This is a genomic window from Actinomadura macrotermitis (genome assembly GCF_009604375.1).
In the GTDB taxonomy this organism is placed as follows: domain Bacteria; phylum Actinomycetota; class Actinomycetes; order Streptosporangiales; family Streptosporangiaceae; genus Spirillospora; species Spirillospora macrotermitis.
Window position 1 is genome coordinate 926,431 of the sequence record NZ_WEGH01000002.1, and the last position, 14,490, is coordinate 940,920.

Annotated in this window: 17 protein-coding genes; 8 read left to right on the forward strand and 9 right to left on the reverse strand. The window is 73.7% G+C overall.

All coding sequences use genetic code 11. The annotated features are described in order from the left end of the window. Positions 1–51 precede the first annotated feature (51 nt). The gene (locus ACRB68_RS16110) at positions 52–1,239 is read left to right on the forward strand and encodes an MFS transporter (RefSeq protein WP_235959403.1); all 1,188 of its coding nucleotides are present in this window, start codon (positions 52–54) and stop codon (positions 1,237–1,239) included. 26 nt (positions 1,240–1,265) lie between these two features. Continuing rightward, on the forward strand, positions 1,266–2,246 hold the full coding sequence (locus tag ACRB68_RS16115; protein ID WP_207709708.1) for an SMP-30/gluconolactonase/LRE family protein: 981 nt from the start codon (positions 1,266–1,268) through the stop codon (positions 2,244–2,246). Here ACRB68_RS16115 and ACRB68_RS16120 read toward each other — a convergent pair. From ACRB68_RS16120 to ACRB68_RS16145, 6 genes are read right to left on the reverse strand one after another with little or no spacing between them, the layout of a single operon-like run. Then, on the reverse strand, positions 2,148–2,666 hold the full coding sequence (locus tag ACRB68_RS16120; RefSeq protein WP_153533268.1) for a dihydrofolate reductase family protein: 519 nt from the start codon (positions 2,664–2,666) through the stop codon (positions 2,148–2,150). The two genes, ACRB68_RS16115 and ACRB68_RS16120, sit on opposite strands and share 99 nt — an antisense overlap. After that, positions 2,663–3,250 (reverse strand): TetR/AcrR family transcriptional regulator, encoded by a 588-nt coding sequence (locus ACRB68_RS16125; protein ID WP_153533269.1) that lies wholly within the window; start codon positions 3,248–3,250, stop codon positions 2,663–2,665. The genes ACRB68_RS16120 and ACRB68_RS16125 overlap by 4 nt, the downstream gene beginning before the upstream one ends. A 22-nt stretch (positions 3,251–3,272) precedes the next feature. Continuing rightward, on the reverse strand, positions 3,273–4,520 hold the full coding sequence (locus ACRB68_RS16130) for an FAD-binding oxidoreductase (RefSeq protein ID WP_153533270.1): 1,248 nt from the start codon (positions 4,518–4,520) through the stop codon (positions 3,273–3,275). 40 nt (positions 4,521–4,560) lie between these two features. Beyond that, positions 4,561–5,010 carry a carboxymuconolactone decarboxylase family protein gene (locus tag ACRB68_RS16135; protein WP_153533271.1) on the reverse strand — a complete coding sequence of 150 codons (450 nt, stop codon included), beginning with the start codon at positions 5,008–5,010 and terminating at the stop codon, positions 4,561–4,563. 56 nt (positions 5,011–5,066) lie between these two features. Continuing rightward, entirely contained in the window at positions 5,067–5,552 is a 486-nt protein-coding gene (locus tag ACRB68_RS16140) for an RrF2 family transcriptional regulator (protein WP_194293334.1), read from the reverse strand. A gap of 10 nt (positions 5,553–5,562) precedes the next feature. Beyond that, a complete protein-coding gene (locus tag ACRB68_RS16145; protein WP_207709709.1) occupies positions 5,563–6,825 on the reverse strand; it encodes an amino acid permease in 1,263 nt (420 codons plus the stop codon). Positions 6,826–6,932: 107 nt separating this feature from the next. Between ACRB68_RS16145 and ACRB68_RS16150 the strand changes: the two genes are divergently transcribed. Both ACRB68_RS16150 and ACRB68_RS16155 read left to right on the forward strand, forming a co-directional pair. Next, entirely contained in the window at positions 6,933–7,388 is a 456-nt protein-coding gene (locus ACRB68_RS16150; RefSeq protein ID WP_153533274.1) for an Lrp/AsnC family transcriptional regulator, read from the forward strand. Positions 7,389–7,458: 70 nt separating this feature from the next. Then, the gene (locus ACRB68_RS16155) at positions 7,459–8,265 is read left to right on the forward strand and encodes an SDR family NAD(P)-dependent oxidoreductase (RefSeq protein ID WP_153533275.1); all 807 of its coding nucleotides are present in this window, start codon (positions 7,459–7,461) and stop codon (positions 8,263–8,265) included. 75 nt (positions 8,266–8,340) lie between these two features. On the opposite strand, the gene ACRB68_RS16160 is transcribed toward ACRB68_RS16155, so the two are convergent. After that, a complete protein-coding gene (locus tag ACRB68_RS16160; RefSeq protein WP_153533276.1) occupies positions 8,341–9,789 on the reverse strand; it encodes a DHA2 family efflux MFS transporter permease subunit in 1,449 nt (482 codons plus the stop codon). Between the two features lie 5 nt (positions 9,790–9,794). Beyond that, positions 9,795–10,340, reverse strand: coding sequence for an NADPH-dependent FMN reductase (locus ACRB68_RS16165; protein WP_207709710.1), 546 nt, complete (start codon positions 10,338–10,340; stop codon positions 9,795–9,797). A 131-nt stretch (positions 10,341–10,471) separates the two neighbouring features. On the opposite strand from ACRB68_RS16165, the gene ACRB68_RS16170 reads away from it, so the two are divergent. After that, the gene (locus ACRB68_RS16170) at positions 10,472–11,065 is read left to right on the forward strand and encodes a TetR/AcrR family transcriptional regulator (RefSeq protein WP_153533278.1); all 594 of its coding nucleotides are present in this window, start codon (positions 10,472–10,474) and stop codon (positions 11,063–11,065) included. Here the strand turns inward: ACRB68_RS16170 and ACRB68_RS16175 are convergent. Beyond that, entirely contained in the window at positions 11,062–11,712 is a 651-nt protein-coding gene (locus ACRB68_RS16175; protein ID WP_153533279.1) for an O-methyltransferase, read from the reverse strand. The genes ACRB68_RS16170 and ACRB68_RS16175 overlap by 4 nt on opposite strands. Before the next feature lie 97 nt (positions 11,713–11,809). Here ACRB68_RS16175 and ACRB68_RS16180 point away from each other — a divergent pair, with 97 nt between their 5' ends. From ACRB68_RS16180 to ACRB68_RS16190, 3 genes are all read left to right on the forward strand, one after another. Beyond that, positions 11,810–12,370 carry a GNAT family N-acetyltransferase gene (locus ACRB68_RS16180; RefSeq protein ID WP_153533280.1) on the forward strand — a complete coding sequence of 187 codons (561 nt, stop codon included), beginning with the start codon at positions 11,810–11,812 and terminating at the stop codon, positions 12,368–12,370. 71 nt (positions 12,371–12,441) lie between these two features. Further along, complete coding sequence (locus tag ACRB68_RS16185) at positions 12,442–13,086, forward strand: RNA polymerase sigma factor (RefSeq protein ID WP_328594280.1); 645 nt, start codon at positions 12,442–12,444, stop codon at positions 13,084–13,086. Next, a complete protein-coding gene (locus tag ACRB68_RS16190; RefSeq protein WP_153533281.1) occupies positions 13,083–14,069 on the forward strand; it encodes a CU044_5270 family protein in 987 nt (328 codons plus the stop codon). The genes ACRB68_RS16185 and ACRB68_RS16190 overlap by 4 nt, the downstream gene beginning before the upstream one ends. Positions 14,070–14,490: the final 421 nt, after the last annotated feature.

Sequence of the window (14,490 nt, forward strand, 5' to 3'; positions counted from 1 at the left end):
GCCATGACTGGACATGGTTCGGGCGGTTTGCCGCGCGGGTTGCTTCTGCTCATGTCGGTGGCCACCGGGGCGGCGGTCGCGGGCAACTACTTCGCCCAGCCGCTGCTCGACCTGATCGGCCGGGAGCTCGGGCTCGGCCCCTCGCTGGCCGCGCTCACGGTGACGGCCGCACAAGTGGGGTACGCGCTGGGGCTGATCCTGCTGGTGCCGCTCGGCGATCTGGTGGAGCGGCGGCGGCTCGCCGTCTCTCTTTATGCGCTGACCGCGGTGTTCCTGCTGGTGACGGCGACCGCGGTCAACGGGACGGTGCTTCTGATCGGCACGGCCCTGACCGCGCTGACCTCGGTGGGGGCGCAGGTCGTGGTGCCGTTCGCGGCGTCGCTGGCGGACCCGGCCGAACGCGGACGGGTCGTCGGCACGGTGATGACGGGGCTGATGCTCGGCCTGCTGCTGGCGCGCACCGCGTCCGGGACGCTGTCGGAGCTGGGCGGCTGGCGGACGGTCTACTGGGTGAATGCCGTCCTGATGGTGGTGGTGGCCGTGCTGCTGCGCGTCTTCCTGCCGCGGCTCGGGGGCGGCGACCGGCGTTTCTCCTATCCCGGGCTGCTGCGCTCGACGCTGGCGATGTTCCGCCACGAGCCGCTGCTGCGGTGGCGGGCCGGCATCGGCGCCCTGAGCATGGCCTCGTTCAGCGTGCTGTGGACGGCGCTGACGTTCCTGCTGGCGCGCCCGCCCTACGGCTGGTCGGAGTCGGCCATCGGCCTGTTCGGGCTGGCCGGCGTCGTCGGCGCGCTCACCGCCACGGTGGCGGGCCGGCTCGCCGACCGCGGGCTCGTCCAGGTCGTGTCCGGCGCGGGGGCGGTCCTGCTGGTGGCGTCCTGGGCGGCGGCCGCCGCCGGGGCGCGGTCGCTGTTCTGGCTGCTCATCGGCGTGGTCGTGCTGGACCTGGCGCACCAGGCGGTGCTCAACAGCACGCAGAACGTCCTTTACGCGCTCCGGCCGGAGGCCCGCAACCGGATCAACTCCGCCTTCATGACCTCGCTGTTCCTCGGCGGCGCGGCGGGTTCCGCGCTGACGTCGGTGGTCTGGGCGAGAGGCGGGTGGGGCGGTGTGTGCGTCCTCGGCGCCCTCTTCTCCGCCGGGACCCTCGTGCTCTGGGCCCTGGAGCGCGTCACTACGAAGGCCCCTTCGGTCCCTGATGCGGCGCCGGTCGTCGCCTCAAGCCGCGCATCGCACTAGGAAGGACTTTCATCATGTTTCGGAAAATGCTCGCCGCGTTCGGGCTGGTCGTCGCGTCAGCCTCCCCCGTCCAGGCGGCGGAGTTCCCGGACACGATCCGGCTGCCGCGTGGGTTCCGTCCCGAGGGCGTCGCGACCGGCGCCGGCCCGTTCGCCTTCTTCGGCTCGATGGCGGACGGCTCCATCTACCGCGCCGACCTGCGCACCGGGCGAGGCGCGATCTTCAGCCGCGGGCCCGGCACGCCGTCCCTCGGCATGAAGGTCGGCCCGGGCGGGCGGCTCTTCGTGGCGGGCGGCACGGGCGGTGACGCGCGGGTCCTCGACGTCCGCACGGGCCGGGTGCTGGCGTCCTACCGCCTGACCGGCGGCCCGGCCTTCGTCAACGACGTCGTGCTCACCCAGGGCGCCGCGTGGTTCACCGACTCCACCAACCCGGTGCTGTACAAGCTGCCGCTGCGCGGGGGGCGGCTGCCCGCCGCCGCAGAGCGGATCCCGCTCACCGGCGACCTGGTCTACCGCGCCGGGTTCAACGCCAACGGCGTCACGCCGACCCCGGACGGCCGGGGGCTGATCGTCGTGCAGTCCAACACCGGCGGCCTGTTCCGGGTGGACCGGTCCGGCGTGACCCGCCGGGTGGACCTGCACGGCGAGTCGCTGCCGGAGGGCGACGGCCTGCTGCTGCGCGGCCGGACGTTGTACGCGGTGCAGAACCGGCTCAACGTCGTGACCGTCCTGCGGCTGAACGCGGCGGGGACCGAGGGCCGCGTCATGCGGCGGGTGGGCGATCCCCGGTTCGACGTGCCGGCGACCATGGCCGTCTACGGGCACCGGCTGTATCTCCCCAACGCCCGCTTCGACACGCCGCCCACCTCGGACACCCCGTACGACGCCGTCGCCGTCCCGCTGCCGTCAGCGGTCGACGGTGTAGGTGGTCTGGACGATGCCGGCGCCCATGTCCGCCGTCCGCTGGAGGGTCAGGGGGACGTCGGCGTCCAGCTCGCCGAATAGCGGGAAGCCGGCGCCGATCAGGACCGGGACCGTCGACACGGTGATCTCGTGGATGTGGCCGGCCCGCAGGAAGGCCTGGACGACGCGGCCGCCGTCCACGTACACGCCGCCCTCCAGGGACGCGACGAGGTCGTCCATCGAGCGGTGCACGGTGACGCGCGGGTCGTCGTCGGCCAGGGTCGTGCTCAGCACCGCGACCCGCTTGCCCTCGTACGGCCACATGTCCGCGCCGAACCCGAGGACCTTCTCGTAGGTGACGCGGCCGAGGACGACGGTGCCGACGCCGTCCATGAACTCCTTGTAGCCGAGGTCGTGCCCGGCCTTCTCGCCGCGGCTCGTCAGCCAGCCGATGTCGCCGTCGGGGCGGGCGATGTAGCCGTCGAGGCTGGTGCCGATGAAGACCTTGCCGGTGAACGTCATGCCGTTCGCTCCTTCTTGAGCAGGTGGTCGAGGTCGGCGCGCAGGGCGGTGGCCAGGTCGCCCTCGCCGGTGAGCGCCCAGGTGATGAGCGCGCCGTTGTAGGTGACCTGGACGGCGCGGGCCAGCCGGCCGACGGCCGCGTCCGGCCCGAGCTCGCCCGCGCTCACGGCGTCGGCGAGCAGCGCGGCGATCTCCTCGCGCATCCGCGTCGTCGCCCGGGTGGCGTGCTCGCGGAACTGCGGGTCGGTGAGGTCGAGCTGGAGGAAGCCGAGGTGCCCGGCCAGCTCTTCGGGGGAGCGGACCGGCTCGGCCATGGCGGCGAGCGCGGCGGTCAGCGCGGCCAAGGGCGAGCGGTGCGCGCGGCGGGCCTCGTCGAAGGGGGCGGCGGTGTCGCGCGCGGCCCGCTCGGCGACCGCCAGGAGCAGGCCGCGCTTGGAGCCGAACCGCTGGACGAGGGTGGCCGGGGACACCCCGGCCTCGGCGGCGACGGCGGCGAGGGTCAGGCCGGCCGGGCCGTGCCGCCCGATCGCCCGGCCCGCCGCCGTCAGGAGCGCCTCGTCGGTGGTGGTGCGTGGTCGTGCCATGGCAGAGATAATAAACGAATGTTCATTTACTTACAACGGGGTGGTTGGCGCGGATGATCTCCCGGCCCTCCTTGAGCTTGCGGAGCCGGTCCAGGGTGTCCGGGGCGAAGGCGAGGGCGGCCGGCTCGTGCGGGGCGAGGAAGTTGTACGGCTTGCGGCCGGTGACCGCGTCGCCGAGCGCGTCCGCCATCTCCCGCTGCCGCGCCGCGATGTCGCCGGCGGACGGGATCCCGAACATGTAGAGGGCGTAGGGCTCGGCGATCGGGCCGGCGGCGCTGTCGGACGGCCGGGCCAGCGCCCCGCCCAGGTGCCGGATCTGGACGCTGAGCAGCGGGGCGATCGGCGCGGACAGCAGCGCTTCGGCGTCCAGCCGGGACAGCAGCTCGCCGCGCGAGACGCCGGGCGAGGGGTCGGTCGGCTCGGCGGTGATGGTGCCGAGGTCGGCGATCCGCATCCGGGCGCGACTGTCGGAGATGAGGCCGGGGATGCCGTCCAGCGGGCGCAGCAGCGCGCGCGCTGCGGCCTCCTCCCCCAGGTAGGTGGCATCGATGGCGACCATCGGCGGGGCGCCGGGGAAGTGCAGCAGCTCGAGCCAGAGGGTCAGTTCCTCTGGGGCGTCCGCGGTGATCTCCTGGAAGGCGGCCAGCACCTCAGGCGTGCGGTCGCCGGACCAGAGCATCCGGCCGCCGAACAGGTGCGGCGCGGGGAACAGCTCGAACTCGATCGCGGTGACCAGCGCGAAGTCGCCGCCGCCGCCGCGCAGCGCCCAGAACAGGTCCGGGTCGCTGTCGGCGGTGATGCGGGCCTCGGCGCCGTCGGCGGTGACGACGTCGAACGCGCGGACGGCGTCGCAGGCGTTGCCGTGCTTGCGCGAGAACCAGCTGAGGCCGCCGCCGAGGGTGTAGCCGGTGACGGAGACGACGGGGGAGCTGCCCGCCAGGCCGATCAGGCCGTGTTCGCCCGCCGCCGCCAGCACCTGTCCCCACTGGATGCCCGCGCCGACGCGGGCGATCCGCTCGTCGGGCCGGATCTCCAGCTCGTCCAGGCCGGCGGTGCGCAGCAGCAGCACGCCGTCGACGTCGCCGGACGCGCCGTGCCCGCTCGGCTGGGCCGTCACCGCCAGCCCGTTCGCGCGGGCGTAGGCGAGCGCGGCGGCGACGTCGGCGGCGTCGGCCGCCTCGGCGACGGCCTGGACGGGCTGGTCGACGGCGAGGTTCCAGGGGCGTCGGGCCTGGTCGAATCCGGGGTCCGCGGGGGTCAGGATGCGCATGGGTTCTGCCTTTCTCGGAGTCTTGATATCCAGAATGAGATCAGGAGGCGACGGGGCGCCGGGTGGTGGCGTTGATGCGGTTCCAGGCGTTGATCGAGGCGATGGCCATGACCAGCACGGCCAGGTCCTCCTCGGAGTAGTGGTCGGCGGCCTCGTCCCAGACCGCGTCGGAGACGCCCTCGGGATGGTCGGCCAGCCGGGTGGCGGCCTCGGCGAGGGCGAACGCGGCCCGCTCCTCGTCGCTGTAGTACGGGGTCTCGCGCCAGGCGGCGATCGACCAGATGCGCTCGTCGGTCTCGCCGGCCTTCTTGGCGTCGCGGGCGTGCATGTCGACGCAGACGGCGCAGCCGTTGATCTGGCTGACGCGCAGCCGCACCAGGTCCAGGGTGCTCCGCGGCACGCCGCCGCGCCCGATGAACGCCTCCAGGGCGATCATCGCCTGGTAGCCGTCGGCGGCGAGGGAGTAGATGCCGGGCATACGGGACTGCATGGTGGATCCTTTCGAGTGTTCTTGGATGCTGGATATCCAGAATCAGCGCATGGGGGTCAGGCCCGCGCGTTCGCGAACCCGTTGCGGGTGTTCTCGGGCGTGTGCGGGAAGCGCTGCTCGACCGTCGCCTTGAGGTCGGCGAGCGTCCGCCCGGCCAGGTGACCGCGCCAGGCCAGCTCGGCCTCCGCCATCGTCTGGGAGATGACGCAGTGCGCCCGGTAGTCGACGTCCGTGCGGCCGCCCGGCCCCGCGGCCAGGATGCCGGTGCAGCGGAACGCCTCCTCCGGACCCTCGATCGCGGTCACCACGTCCATCACCGTGATCTTCTCGGGGGGCCGGGCCAGCCGGAACCCGCCCCGGGGCCCCGACGTGGATGCCAGGATCCCGGCGCGGGCGAGGGCCTGAAGGTGCTTGTTCAGGTACGCGGCGGGCAGGCTGTAGAAGGCCGCCAGCTTCGCCGCCGTCACCGCCTCACCGGGGGGCGCCCAGGTGAGGTTGAGGCAGCTGTGCAGCGCCCACTCCACGCCCTCGCTCATTCGCATATCCTGGATATTACATGTCCAGGATGCGCCGCGCAACACAGATCCGGTACAGCGCGGCGAGCGCGGCGGGCACCAGCAGGAACAGCCCGCACGACAGGACGACCACGGCGGTGAACGCGGTCGCCACGCGGGCGGCCAGGCGGCCCCGGCCGTGCAGCAGCCGGGTCGCCGCCGCGACCCCGGCGAGCGTGACGGCGGCCAGGCAGGCGGCGGTGGCGCGCATCAGGCCGTCCAGCCCGAGGCCGGTCGCGAGCACCACGGCGAAGACCGGCACGGTGAGGCCCTCCAGCAGCAGCAGGCTGCGGTGGCGGCCGCGCGCGAACAGGCCGGGCAGCGCGCCGTCGCGGGCGAGCGCGGCGCCGAGGCGGGCGCCGCCCGCGATGTAGGTGTTCATCGCCACGAAGCTCAGCACCAGCGCGGCCACGGCGGAGGCGGCCCCGGCCGCGCCGCCGATCCCCCGCTCCATCAGCAGCCCGATCGGCACCGGCGAGGTCGCCGCCTCGCCGCCGAGCGCGCCGATGACCGTCACCGCGAGACCGAGGTGCAGGACGGCGACGATGACCAGCGTCAGGCCCGTGGCCCGCGGCAGCAGCCGTTCCGGGTCCTCGAAATCGCCGGACAGGTGGCTGGCGGCCTCCCAGCCGGCGAAGGCGAAGAACAGCACGCCCGCCGCCTGGGCGATGCCCGCGACGCCGTGCGGCGCGAACGGGGTGAAGTTGCTCCCCCGCACGTCCGGCGCGGCGGCGGCGACCGCGACCACCAGCAGCACGGTGAGAGCGGCGACCAGGGCGAGCTGGACCCGGCCCGACATGCGCAGGCCGCCGTGGTTGGCGGCGAACGCGGCGGCCAGCAGGCCGAGCGCGACCAGCGCGCCGCCCGCCCGGCCGAGCCCGAGGGACGCCGCCACGTACTCGCCGCCGATCATGGCGCCGGCGAGCGTGCCGACCGGGACCGCGGCGAAGAACCACCAGCCGACGGTCCCGGCCGCGCGCGGCCCGAACGCGCGGCCCGCGAACGTCGCGACGCCGCCGCCGTCGGGGAAGCGGGCGCCGAGCGCGGCGAAGGTGAACGCGACCGGCACGCTGAGCAGCAGCAGCGCCGCCCAGGCGACGAGCGCGGCCGGCCCTGCGGCGGCGACGGCCAGGTGCGGGAGGGCCAGGATGCCGGGGCCGAGCAGGGCGCCGACGAACAGCGCCGTGCCCTGGCCGAGGCCGAGCCGGTGCGGGGCCGGTGCGGAGAGGGGGGCGGGAGGGGCCGCCGGCTGAACGGACACGTCATTCCTTCCAAGGAGACGGGCGAACGGCTCGAAAGTAGGCAACCAGGCGGGGAAAGCGTCATCTCGCCGAACGTTCAGCCGGAAATAGCGCTGATAATCCGGGTATGGACGAACTTGATACGGAGCTCGTGCGGCTCCTCCAAACGGATGCCCGGCTGTCCAACCGGGAGCTCGCCCGGCGGCTCGGCATCGCCCCCTCCACCTGCCTGGAGCGGGTCCGCGCGCTCACCCGGCGCGGGGTGATCCGCGGCTACCACGCCGACATCGACCTGGCCGCGCTGAACCGGGGCGTGCAGGCCCTGGTGTCGCTGCAGGTCCGGCCGCTCAGCCGGGCGGTGATCGACCGGATCCAGGGGGACGTGGCGCGGATGCCGGAGGTGGTCAGCGTGTTCGTGGTCGCGGGCGGCGACGACCTGGTGCTGCACGTGGCCGTCCCCGACCTGGACGGGCTGCACGCGTTCCTGCTGGAGCGGCTCAGCCGGCGGCCCGAGATCGCCGGTTTCCGCACGTCGGTGATGTTCCAGCACGTGCACAACACGGTGCTGGACCGGCTGGAGTGAAGAACGCCGCAACCGATCGGGGCGGGGCGGGGTTCCTCCCCCCGTAACGATCGCCTTCGGAAGGAACCCCATGGACCTGCAGCTCGCCGGCCGCGTCGCGCTCGTCACCGGCGCGTCCAAGGGCATCGGCCTCGCCGTCGTCCGCACCCTGCTGGAGGAGGGCGCCAAGGTCGTCGCCGCGTCCCGCAAGACCTCCCCGGAGCTGGACGCGCTCGCCGGCCCGAACCTGTCGCACGTCGCGGTGGACCTGACCGACCCGGCCGCCCCCGCGCAGGCCGTCGAGCACGCGGTGCGCACGTTCGGCGCGCTCGACATCCTGGTCAACAACGCGGGCGGCCCGCCGCCCGGCGTCACCCTGCCGCGGTTCGGGTTCCTCACCCCCGACGACGAGGACTGGGCGCGGATGTTCGACTTCAACCTGTTCGCGGTCGTCCGCGCCATCCGGGCGGCGCTCCCGCACCTGCTGGCCAGTGACGCGGCGGCGATCGTGAACGTCTCGACCGGCATGGCCCACGTGCCCGCCCCGATGAACGTGGACTACAGCGCCGCCAAGGCCGCACTGAACAACCTGACGCTGGCGCTGTCGGAGGAGTATGGGCCGCAGGGCGTGCGGGTCAACGTCGTCTCGCCCGGCGCGGTGCGGACCGCGTGGTGGACCGAGGAGGGCGGCGCCGCCGACGTCATGGCGGCCGCGTTCGGCACCGACCGCGACACCGTGATGGACAGCGCCGCCCCCGAGATGATGAAGATGGTGACGGGCCGTCTGGTCGAGCCGCAGGAGGTCGCCGACACCGTCGTGCAGCTCGTCTCGCCGCGCGCCGCCAGCACCACCGGCGCCGAGTTCGCGGTGGACGGCGGCTTCACCAAGCACATCTGACCCCGGACACGGCGAAGGCCCCTGGCCACGCGGGCCGGGGGCCTTTCGTCGAGTGTGCGCGGCCGTCGGGTGAGCTCAGCGGCGCGGCAGCAGCAGCGCCGGGACGAGCGCCAGCGCGATCAGGCCGATGGCCATCAGGTAGCCGTGCTGAAACGCCTCCGCCAGGTCGGCCGCGATCGCGTCGTGCGCCTGCGGGGACAGCCGGTGCAGCGCCTGCAGGCCGCCGTCCACCGGCAGCAGCGCCGACAGCAGCACCGAGGCGACCGCGATCCCGACCGCCGACATCGTCGTGGTGATCAGGTTGACGGTGGTGCTGGCGGCCGGTCCCCGGTCGCCGGTCATGCCCCGGCTCGCCGCCGTCATCGCCGGCATCATCGTCGCGCCGCCGCCCGCGCCCATCAGCAGCATCGCCGCACCGAGCCCCCAATAGGACGCGTCCGCGCTGAGCTGGAGGGCGAACAGCACGTAGCCGGTCAGCGAGGTCGCGATCGCGACCGGGACGAGGCGGCCCGGCGGGACCCGGTCAATGATCCGGCCCGCGACCTGCATCGCCACGCCCGAGGCCAGCGCGAACGGGATGCCGAGCAGCCCCGCCTTCGTGGCGCTCTCCCCCCGGACGACCTGCAAGTACAGCGGCAGCAGCAGCATCGAGCTGAAGTAGCCGGCGGAGAACAGCGCCAGCGTGCCCGCCGCCGCCGAGAACGTCCGCTCGCGGAACAGGCCGAGGTCGATCAGCGGGTGCTCGGCCTTCAGCGCCCGCACCACGAACAGCGCGATCAGCAGCACGCCCGCCAGCAGCGGCACGAGCGCGCCGGGTGCGGCGAAGTCGCCGCGCTCGCCGCCCGCCGTCACGCCGTAGACGAGCGCGGCGAGGCCGGGGGACAGCAGGGCCAGCCCGGCGAAGTCCAGCGGGCGGCGCCGCGCCGGGCCGTCGGCCGGGAAGAGCCGCCAGGCCAGCGGCACGACCAGCGCGCCGATCGGCAAGTTGATGAAGAACATCCAGCGCCACGACACCTCGTCGATCAGCCAGCCGCCGAGGACGGGCCCGGCCAGCGGGCCGACCAGGATCGCCAGGCCGAGGGTGCTCATCAGCCGGCCGAGCCGCTCCGGCCCGGCGGCGCGCATCAGGATCGTCATGCCGACCGGCATCACCAGGCCGCCGCCGACGCCCTGCAGGACGCGGAACGCGATCAGCGACTGGACGTTCCAGGCCAGCCCGGCCAGCAGCGACCCGGCGGCGAACAGCGTGATCGCGGTGACGTAGAGGCGGCGGGCGCCGAACCGGCCGATCGCCCAGGCGCCGCTCGGGATGATCGCGGCGAGCGCCAGCGAGTAGCCGGTGGCGATCCACTGGACGGTCGCCAGCGGGGCGTCGAAGTCGCGCGACAGCCGGTCCAGCGCGACGTTCACCACGGTGGTGTCGAGCGACACCATGATCGCGCCGAGTACCAGGACCAGCGCGATCGTCATGGGCTTCGGGCCGGCCGGGGCCGGCGCGGTGCGGGGTGCGGTCAGGGTGGTCATGGCGGTCAGGCTCCGTAGGGACGGGCGGCGCGGGCCTCGCGCAGCGCGGTGCCCCACCAGGCCAGCTGGTCGAGCATGGTCTTGGCGGCGGCCTCGCAGCCGTCGGGGCCGCCGCCGCTCGCCAGGCCCCAGGCGTTGTGGAAGCTCACGGTGTCGCGCACGGTGACCGTGTGCAGCTCGGCGAAGACGCCGCGCAGGTGCTCCACCGCGCGCAGGCCGCCCGACATCCCGCCGTAGGAGACGAACGCGACCGGCTTGGCCTGCCACTCCGCGCGGTGCAGGTCGATCAGGTTCTTCAGGCCGCCGGGGTAGCTGTGGTTGTACTCGGGGGTGATGACCACGAAGGCGTCGGCCGCGGCCAGCCGCGCCGTCATCTCGCCGGGCGCCGGGGCGCTGCCGAAGGCGTGCGGCAGCGCCGCCTCGGCGGCGTCGACCATGTCGAAGGTCATGTCCGCGCGCTGCCGGGCCTGCGCGCCGAACCAGTCCGCCACGGTCGTGCCGTACCGGCCGTCGCGGGTGCTGCCGATGATGACCGCCACCTTGAGCGTCATGGTCGTCCTCCGCATTCGTGCTGTTCAGGGGGTTCCTGCTGACACTGAGGACGCTACGGAGCGGCCCGGCCGGCGGGCATCTGTCGAATGACCGGGCCCGCTATTTGTATCGACCGCTATACAATGCGGGCATGACCAAGCCCGCCGGCCGCCCGCGCGCCTTCGACCGGGACGCCGCCTTGGAGAAGGCCCTGGCGGAGTTCTGGCGGCACGGGTACGAGGCCACGTCCATCGCGGGGCTCACCGGCGCCATGGGGATCCGGCCGCCGAGCCTGTACGCGGCCTTCGGCGACAAGCGCAGGCTGTTCTCGGAGTGCGTGCAGCGGTACCAGGAGACCTACGGGGCCGCCACAGCGCGCGCGCTGCAGGACGCGCCGACCGCTCGCGAAGGCATCGCCGCCATGCTGCGCACGGCCGCCGCTGACTACAGCGACCCGTCCCATCCGCCGGGCTGCCTCGTCATCACCGCCGCCGCCAACCACGGCCCGGAGAACGCCGACGTCGAGGCCGAACTACGCGCCCAGCGCGAGGCCACGAAGGCCCTCATCGCCGACCGCATCAAGGCAGATGTCCGGGCAGGCCGGCTCCCTCCCGGAACCGACGCCGACGCGCTCGCCCGCTTCTACGCCGCGACCGTCCAGGGCATGTCGCGCCAGGCCCAGGACGGCGCCACCCGCGCCGAACTGGAGGAGATCGCCGTCCTGGCGCTGCGGGCCTGGCCCTAGAGCTTGCGCGCGACGGTGAGGCCGTCGCCGATGGGGACGATGACCTGCTGGACGCGGCCGTCCCGCGCGACCCGGTCGTTGAAGTCGCGGATGGCCCGTGTCTCCTCGTCATCGGACCCGTCCACGACCCGCCCCTCCCACAGGGTGTTGTCGGCCAGCAGCAGGCCGCCCGGCCGGATCATCGGCACGAGCTCCTCCCAGTAGGCGCCGTAGGAGGGCTTGTCGGCGTCCACGAAGGCCAGGTCGAACGCGGTGCCCGGCGGCAGCGCGCGCAGGGTGTCCAGGGCGGGGGCGAGACGCAGGTCGATACGGTCGTCCAGGCCGGCCCGCGCCCAGTAGCGGCGGGCGACCGACGTCCACTCCTCGCTGACGTCGCAGCAGAGCAGCCGCCCGCTGATCCCCCGCGCGAGGCAGATCGAGGAGTAGCCGGTGAAGGTGCCGACCTCCACGGCGTCCCGCGCGCCGGTCACGCGGGCGAGCAGCGTCATGAGGGCGCCCTGGTCGGCGCCGATCTGCATGCCGGCGCTGTCGCCGAACCGCCCGGCCGTCTCGGCGGCCAGCTCCTCCAGCAGCGGATCGGTGCCGCCGCTGTGCGCGACGATGTAGTCCTGGAGCTCCGGGGTGACCCGCACAGTGCGAAGAGACATGGGGCCAACGCTCCAGCACCGGCGCCCCGAGGTCCACGACCGCGCCCGGTCGGCGTTGCCGCGCCGCGCGGGGCCCGGCGCGTGATCTGCTGGGCGCATGGCCATGACCACGCCGGCGCGGTTCGTCCACTCGCTCGGTCCGGACGCCGCCCTCCTGCTGCGCACGCCCGCGATCGCCGAGGCCTTCCACGAGCTGCTGGCGGCCAACCAGGAGCGGCTGGCCCGCTGGGATCCGGGGGCCTGCCCCGTCCCGCTCACCCTGGAGAACACGCGGGCGCGGCTGGAGACCAACCTCAGGGCCGCCCTGGACGGCACCCAGGTCCCGGTGGCCATCGCGACGCCCCGCCCGGGCGGCTGGCGGCTGGTCGGCGCGGCCAACCTGCGCGTCTCCGGCCGGTCCGGCGAGGTCGGTTACTGGATCGACGCCGGGCACGAGGGCCGCGGGCTGGTCACCAGGACGGTGGCGGTGCTGCTCGACCACGGGTTCGGCACGCTCGGCCTGCAGCGCGTCATCCTGAGCACCGCCGCCGCCAACCACCGCAGCCGCGCCGTGGCCGACCGCCTCGGCTTCACGCTGATCGCCGGCCCCGACCGGCCTCCCGCCGAGGTCGTCTACCGCCTCCTCGCCGGCGAGTGGACCGGCGCCCTCTCCGGCTGATCGCCCCGCACCGGCGCGCGCTGTGATCCACATCACGGGAACCCGGCGCCGGCCTCCGGACAGGACAGGACGTGGAGTCGTCATTACGGGCCCGGATACGGGCCGGGGACCAGGCCGCGTTCGCGCAGATCTTCGACGAGGACGCGGGCGTGGTCTACCGCCACGCGCTCCGGGTGCTCGGCGACCGGGCGGCGGCCGAGGACATCGTGTCGCTGACCTTCCTGGAGGCCTGGCGGCTGCGGGAACGGATCCGCCCGGACGGTGAGAGCCTGCGGCCGTGGCTGCTCGGCATCGCGACCAACGTGCTGCGCAACACCGGCCGGGCGGCCCGCCGGCACCGGGCCGCGCTCGCCCGGCTGCCGCGCGGCGACGCGCTGCCCGACTTCGCCGACGACCTGGTCGGGCGGATGGCCGACGCGGACCGGCTCGCCGCCGCCCAGGCCGCCCTCGGCCGGCTGCGGAAGGCCGACCGCGAGGTGTTCCTGCTCGTGGTGTGGTCGGGGCTCGGCTACGCCGAGACGGCCGAGGCGCTCGGCGTCTCCGTCGGCACGGTCCGCTCGCGGCTGTCGCGGGCCCGCAAGCGCCTGCGCGAGCTCACCGACGCCGAGCTGCGTGCCCAGAAGGGCGGCGGAGAACGGGAACCGGGCGTCCCGCTCGGACAGCTGGATGGTGACCGCGCCGAAGCGGTCCGGCTTACACAGGAGAGGTACCGATGAGCGTCACCCCGCCACAGGGCCCGAACCCCGCCGAGCGCGCGGAACTGGCCGGGCTGCTGCCCGCTCCGGGGGACCCCGACCTCTCCGGCAGCCGCCACCGCCTCCTCAAGGAGCACCTCATGCTGGAGATCCAGGAGCCCGCCCCCACGCGCAGACCCCGGCGCCGCCTCGCCGTCGCCGCCCTCGCGGTCCCGCTCGCGGCGGCGGCCGTGGCCGGCGCGGTGGCCGTCGGCACGGACGGCGGCGGCCGCCCGCGACCGGTCGCCGTCGACGGTCCCGCGCCCAGGAACGCCGCCATGCTCCTCGACCGCATCTCGCTGGTCGCCGCGAACAAACCCGCCGTGACCGTGCGCGACGACCAGTTCATCTACACCAAGACCAAGCAGATCTACACCGAGATCGTGACCGGCAGGGACAGGAAGCGGACGGTGACACACGGCAAGCATGCGGTCCGAGAGGCCTGGGTGTCGCCGCTGCCGACCGGCGTCGACGGGATGATGCGCGAGAACGGGGGGCCGCTCGACGGGGTCACCGGGGAGAACGTCTACAGCTACAAGAGGGTGTCGGCGTTCCCCACCGACCCGGACGCGATCCTGCGGCGCATCTACCGGGAGCGCAAGAACCGGAAGGGCGACGACCAGAGCAAGGAGGGCCTCGCCTTCGACGAGATCGGCAAGCTGGTCAACGAGAGCATCCTGCCGCCGGGCGTCACGGCCGCCCTGTACCGCGCCGCCGCCCGCATCCCGGGCGTGGTGATGGTGCCCGACGCCGTCGACGCGGCGGGCCGGCACGGGGTGGCCGTCTCCCGGGTGACGGGCGCCGGCCGAACCGAGTGGATCTTCGACCGGAAGACCTTCGCCTACCTCGGGTCGCGCACCGTCCTGGTCAAGGACACCGACGAGGGCAGGAAGGGGACCCTGATCGGCCACAGCGCGCTGCTGGCCAGCGGCGTCGTCGACAAGCCCGGCCAGCTCCCGCGCTGACCGCCGAGAGCACGTGGGAAGGCCCGGCCGCCTTCCGCGCGACGCCACCTAAGCCGGCGTCGCGCGGAAGGTGAGTATCGGACGACGCCGCTCCGGCAAAGGTAACGCGCTAAGCCGTAAGGGGCCTGCCGGTCAAGGTCGAGGCGTGGGATGTTGTTCCGCCGCACCGAACTGTTCGTGCCCCAGCCGCGAGTCTGGATCCGCTCGAGAGGGCGTCGCACACACCAATCCCGTGGGGGGTTGCCACGACCATGAAGTTCTCCGTGCGGTGTGGGGAAGCCCGACCTCTCCACTCCATAGCCCTTGGTCGGTCATCAGGTATCAGCGGATCGCTTCATCCGAATCACTCTCATCCTTCAGCAGGTCAGATGGGAGAGAAACGTACGCAATGTCCAGTTCACTTGTCCGTGACGGACGATAC

Coding starts and splice junctions, on each gene's coding strand:
- ACRB68_RS16160 (WP_153533276.1), bottom strand. CDS start 9,789: ATGACCACCCTGACCGCACCCCGCACCGCGCCGGCCCCGGCCGGCCCG.
- ACRB68_RS16170 (WP_153533278.1), top strand. CDS start 10,472: ATGACCAAGCCCGCCGGCCGCCCGCGCGCCTTCGACCGGGACGCCGCC.
- ACRB68_RS16190 (WP_153533281.1), top strand. CDS start 13,083: ATGAGCGTCACCCCGCCACAGGGCCCGAACCCCGCCGAGCGCGCGGAA.
- ACRB68_RS16180 (WP_153533280.1), top strand. CDS start 11,810: ATGGCCATGACCACGCCGGCGCGGTTCGTCCACTCGCTCGGTCCGGAC.
- ACRB68_RS16115 (WP_207709708.1), top strand. CDS start 1,266: ATGCTCGCCGCGTTCGGGCTGGTCGTCGCGTCAGCCTCCCCCGTCCAG.
- ACRB68_RS16140 (WP_194293334.1), bottom strand. CDS start 5,552: ATGCGAATGAGCGAGGGCGTGGAGTGGGCGCTGCACAGCTGCCTCAAC.
- ACRB68_RS16110 (WP_235959403.1), top strand. CDS start 52: ATGTCGGTGGCCACCGGGGCGGCGGTCGCGGGCAACTACTTCGCCCAG.
- ACRB68_RS16155 (WP_153533275.1), top strand. CDS start 7,459: ATGGACCTGCAGCTCGCCGGCCGCGTCGCGCTCGTCACCGGCGCGTCC.
- ACRB68_RS16120 (WP_153533268.1), bottom strand. CDS start 2,666: ATGACGTTCACCGGCAAGGTCTTCATCGGCACCAGCCTCGACGGCTAC.
- ACRB68_RS16165 (WP_207709710.1), bottom strand. CDS start 10,340: ATGACGCTCAAGGTGGCGGTCATCATCGGCAGCACCCGCGACGGCCGG.
- ACRB68_RS16175 (WP_153533279.1), bottom strand. CDS start 11,712: ATGTCTCTTCGCACTGTGCGGGTCACCCCGGAGCTCCAGGACTACATC.
- ACRB68_RS16135 (WP_153533271.1), bottom strand. CDS start 5,010: ATGCAGTCCCGTATGCCCGGCATCTACTCCCTCGCCGCCGACGGCTAC.
- ACRB68_RS16150 (WP_153533274.1), top strand. CDS start 6,933: ATGGACGAACTTGATACGGAGCTCGTGCGGCTCCTCCAAACGGATGCC.
- ACRB68_RS16130 (WP_153533270.1), bottom strand. CDS start 4,520: ATGCGCATCCTGACCCCCGCGGACCCCGGATTCGACCAGGCCCGACGC.
- ACRB68_RS16125 (WP_153533269.1), bottom strand. CDS start 3,250: ATGGCACGACCACGCACCACCACCGACGAGGCGCTCCTGACGGCGGCG.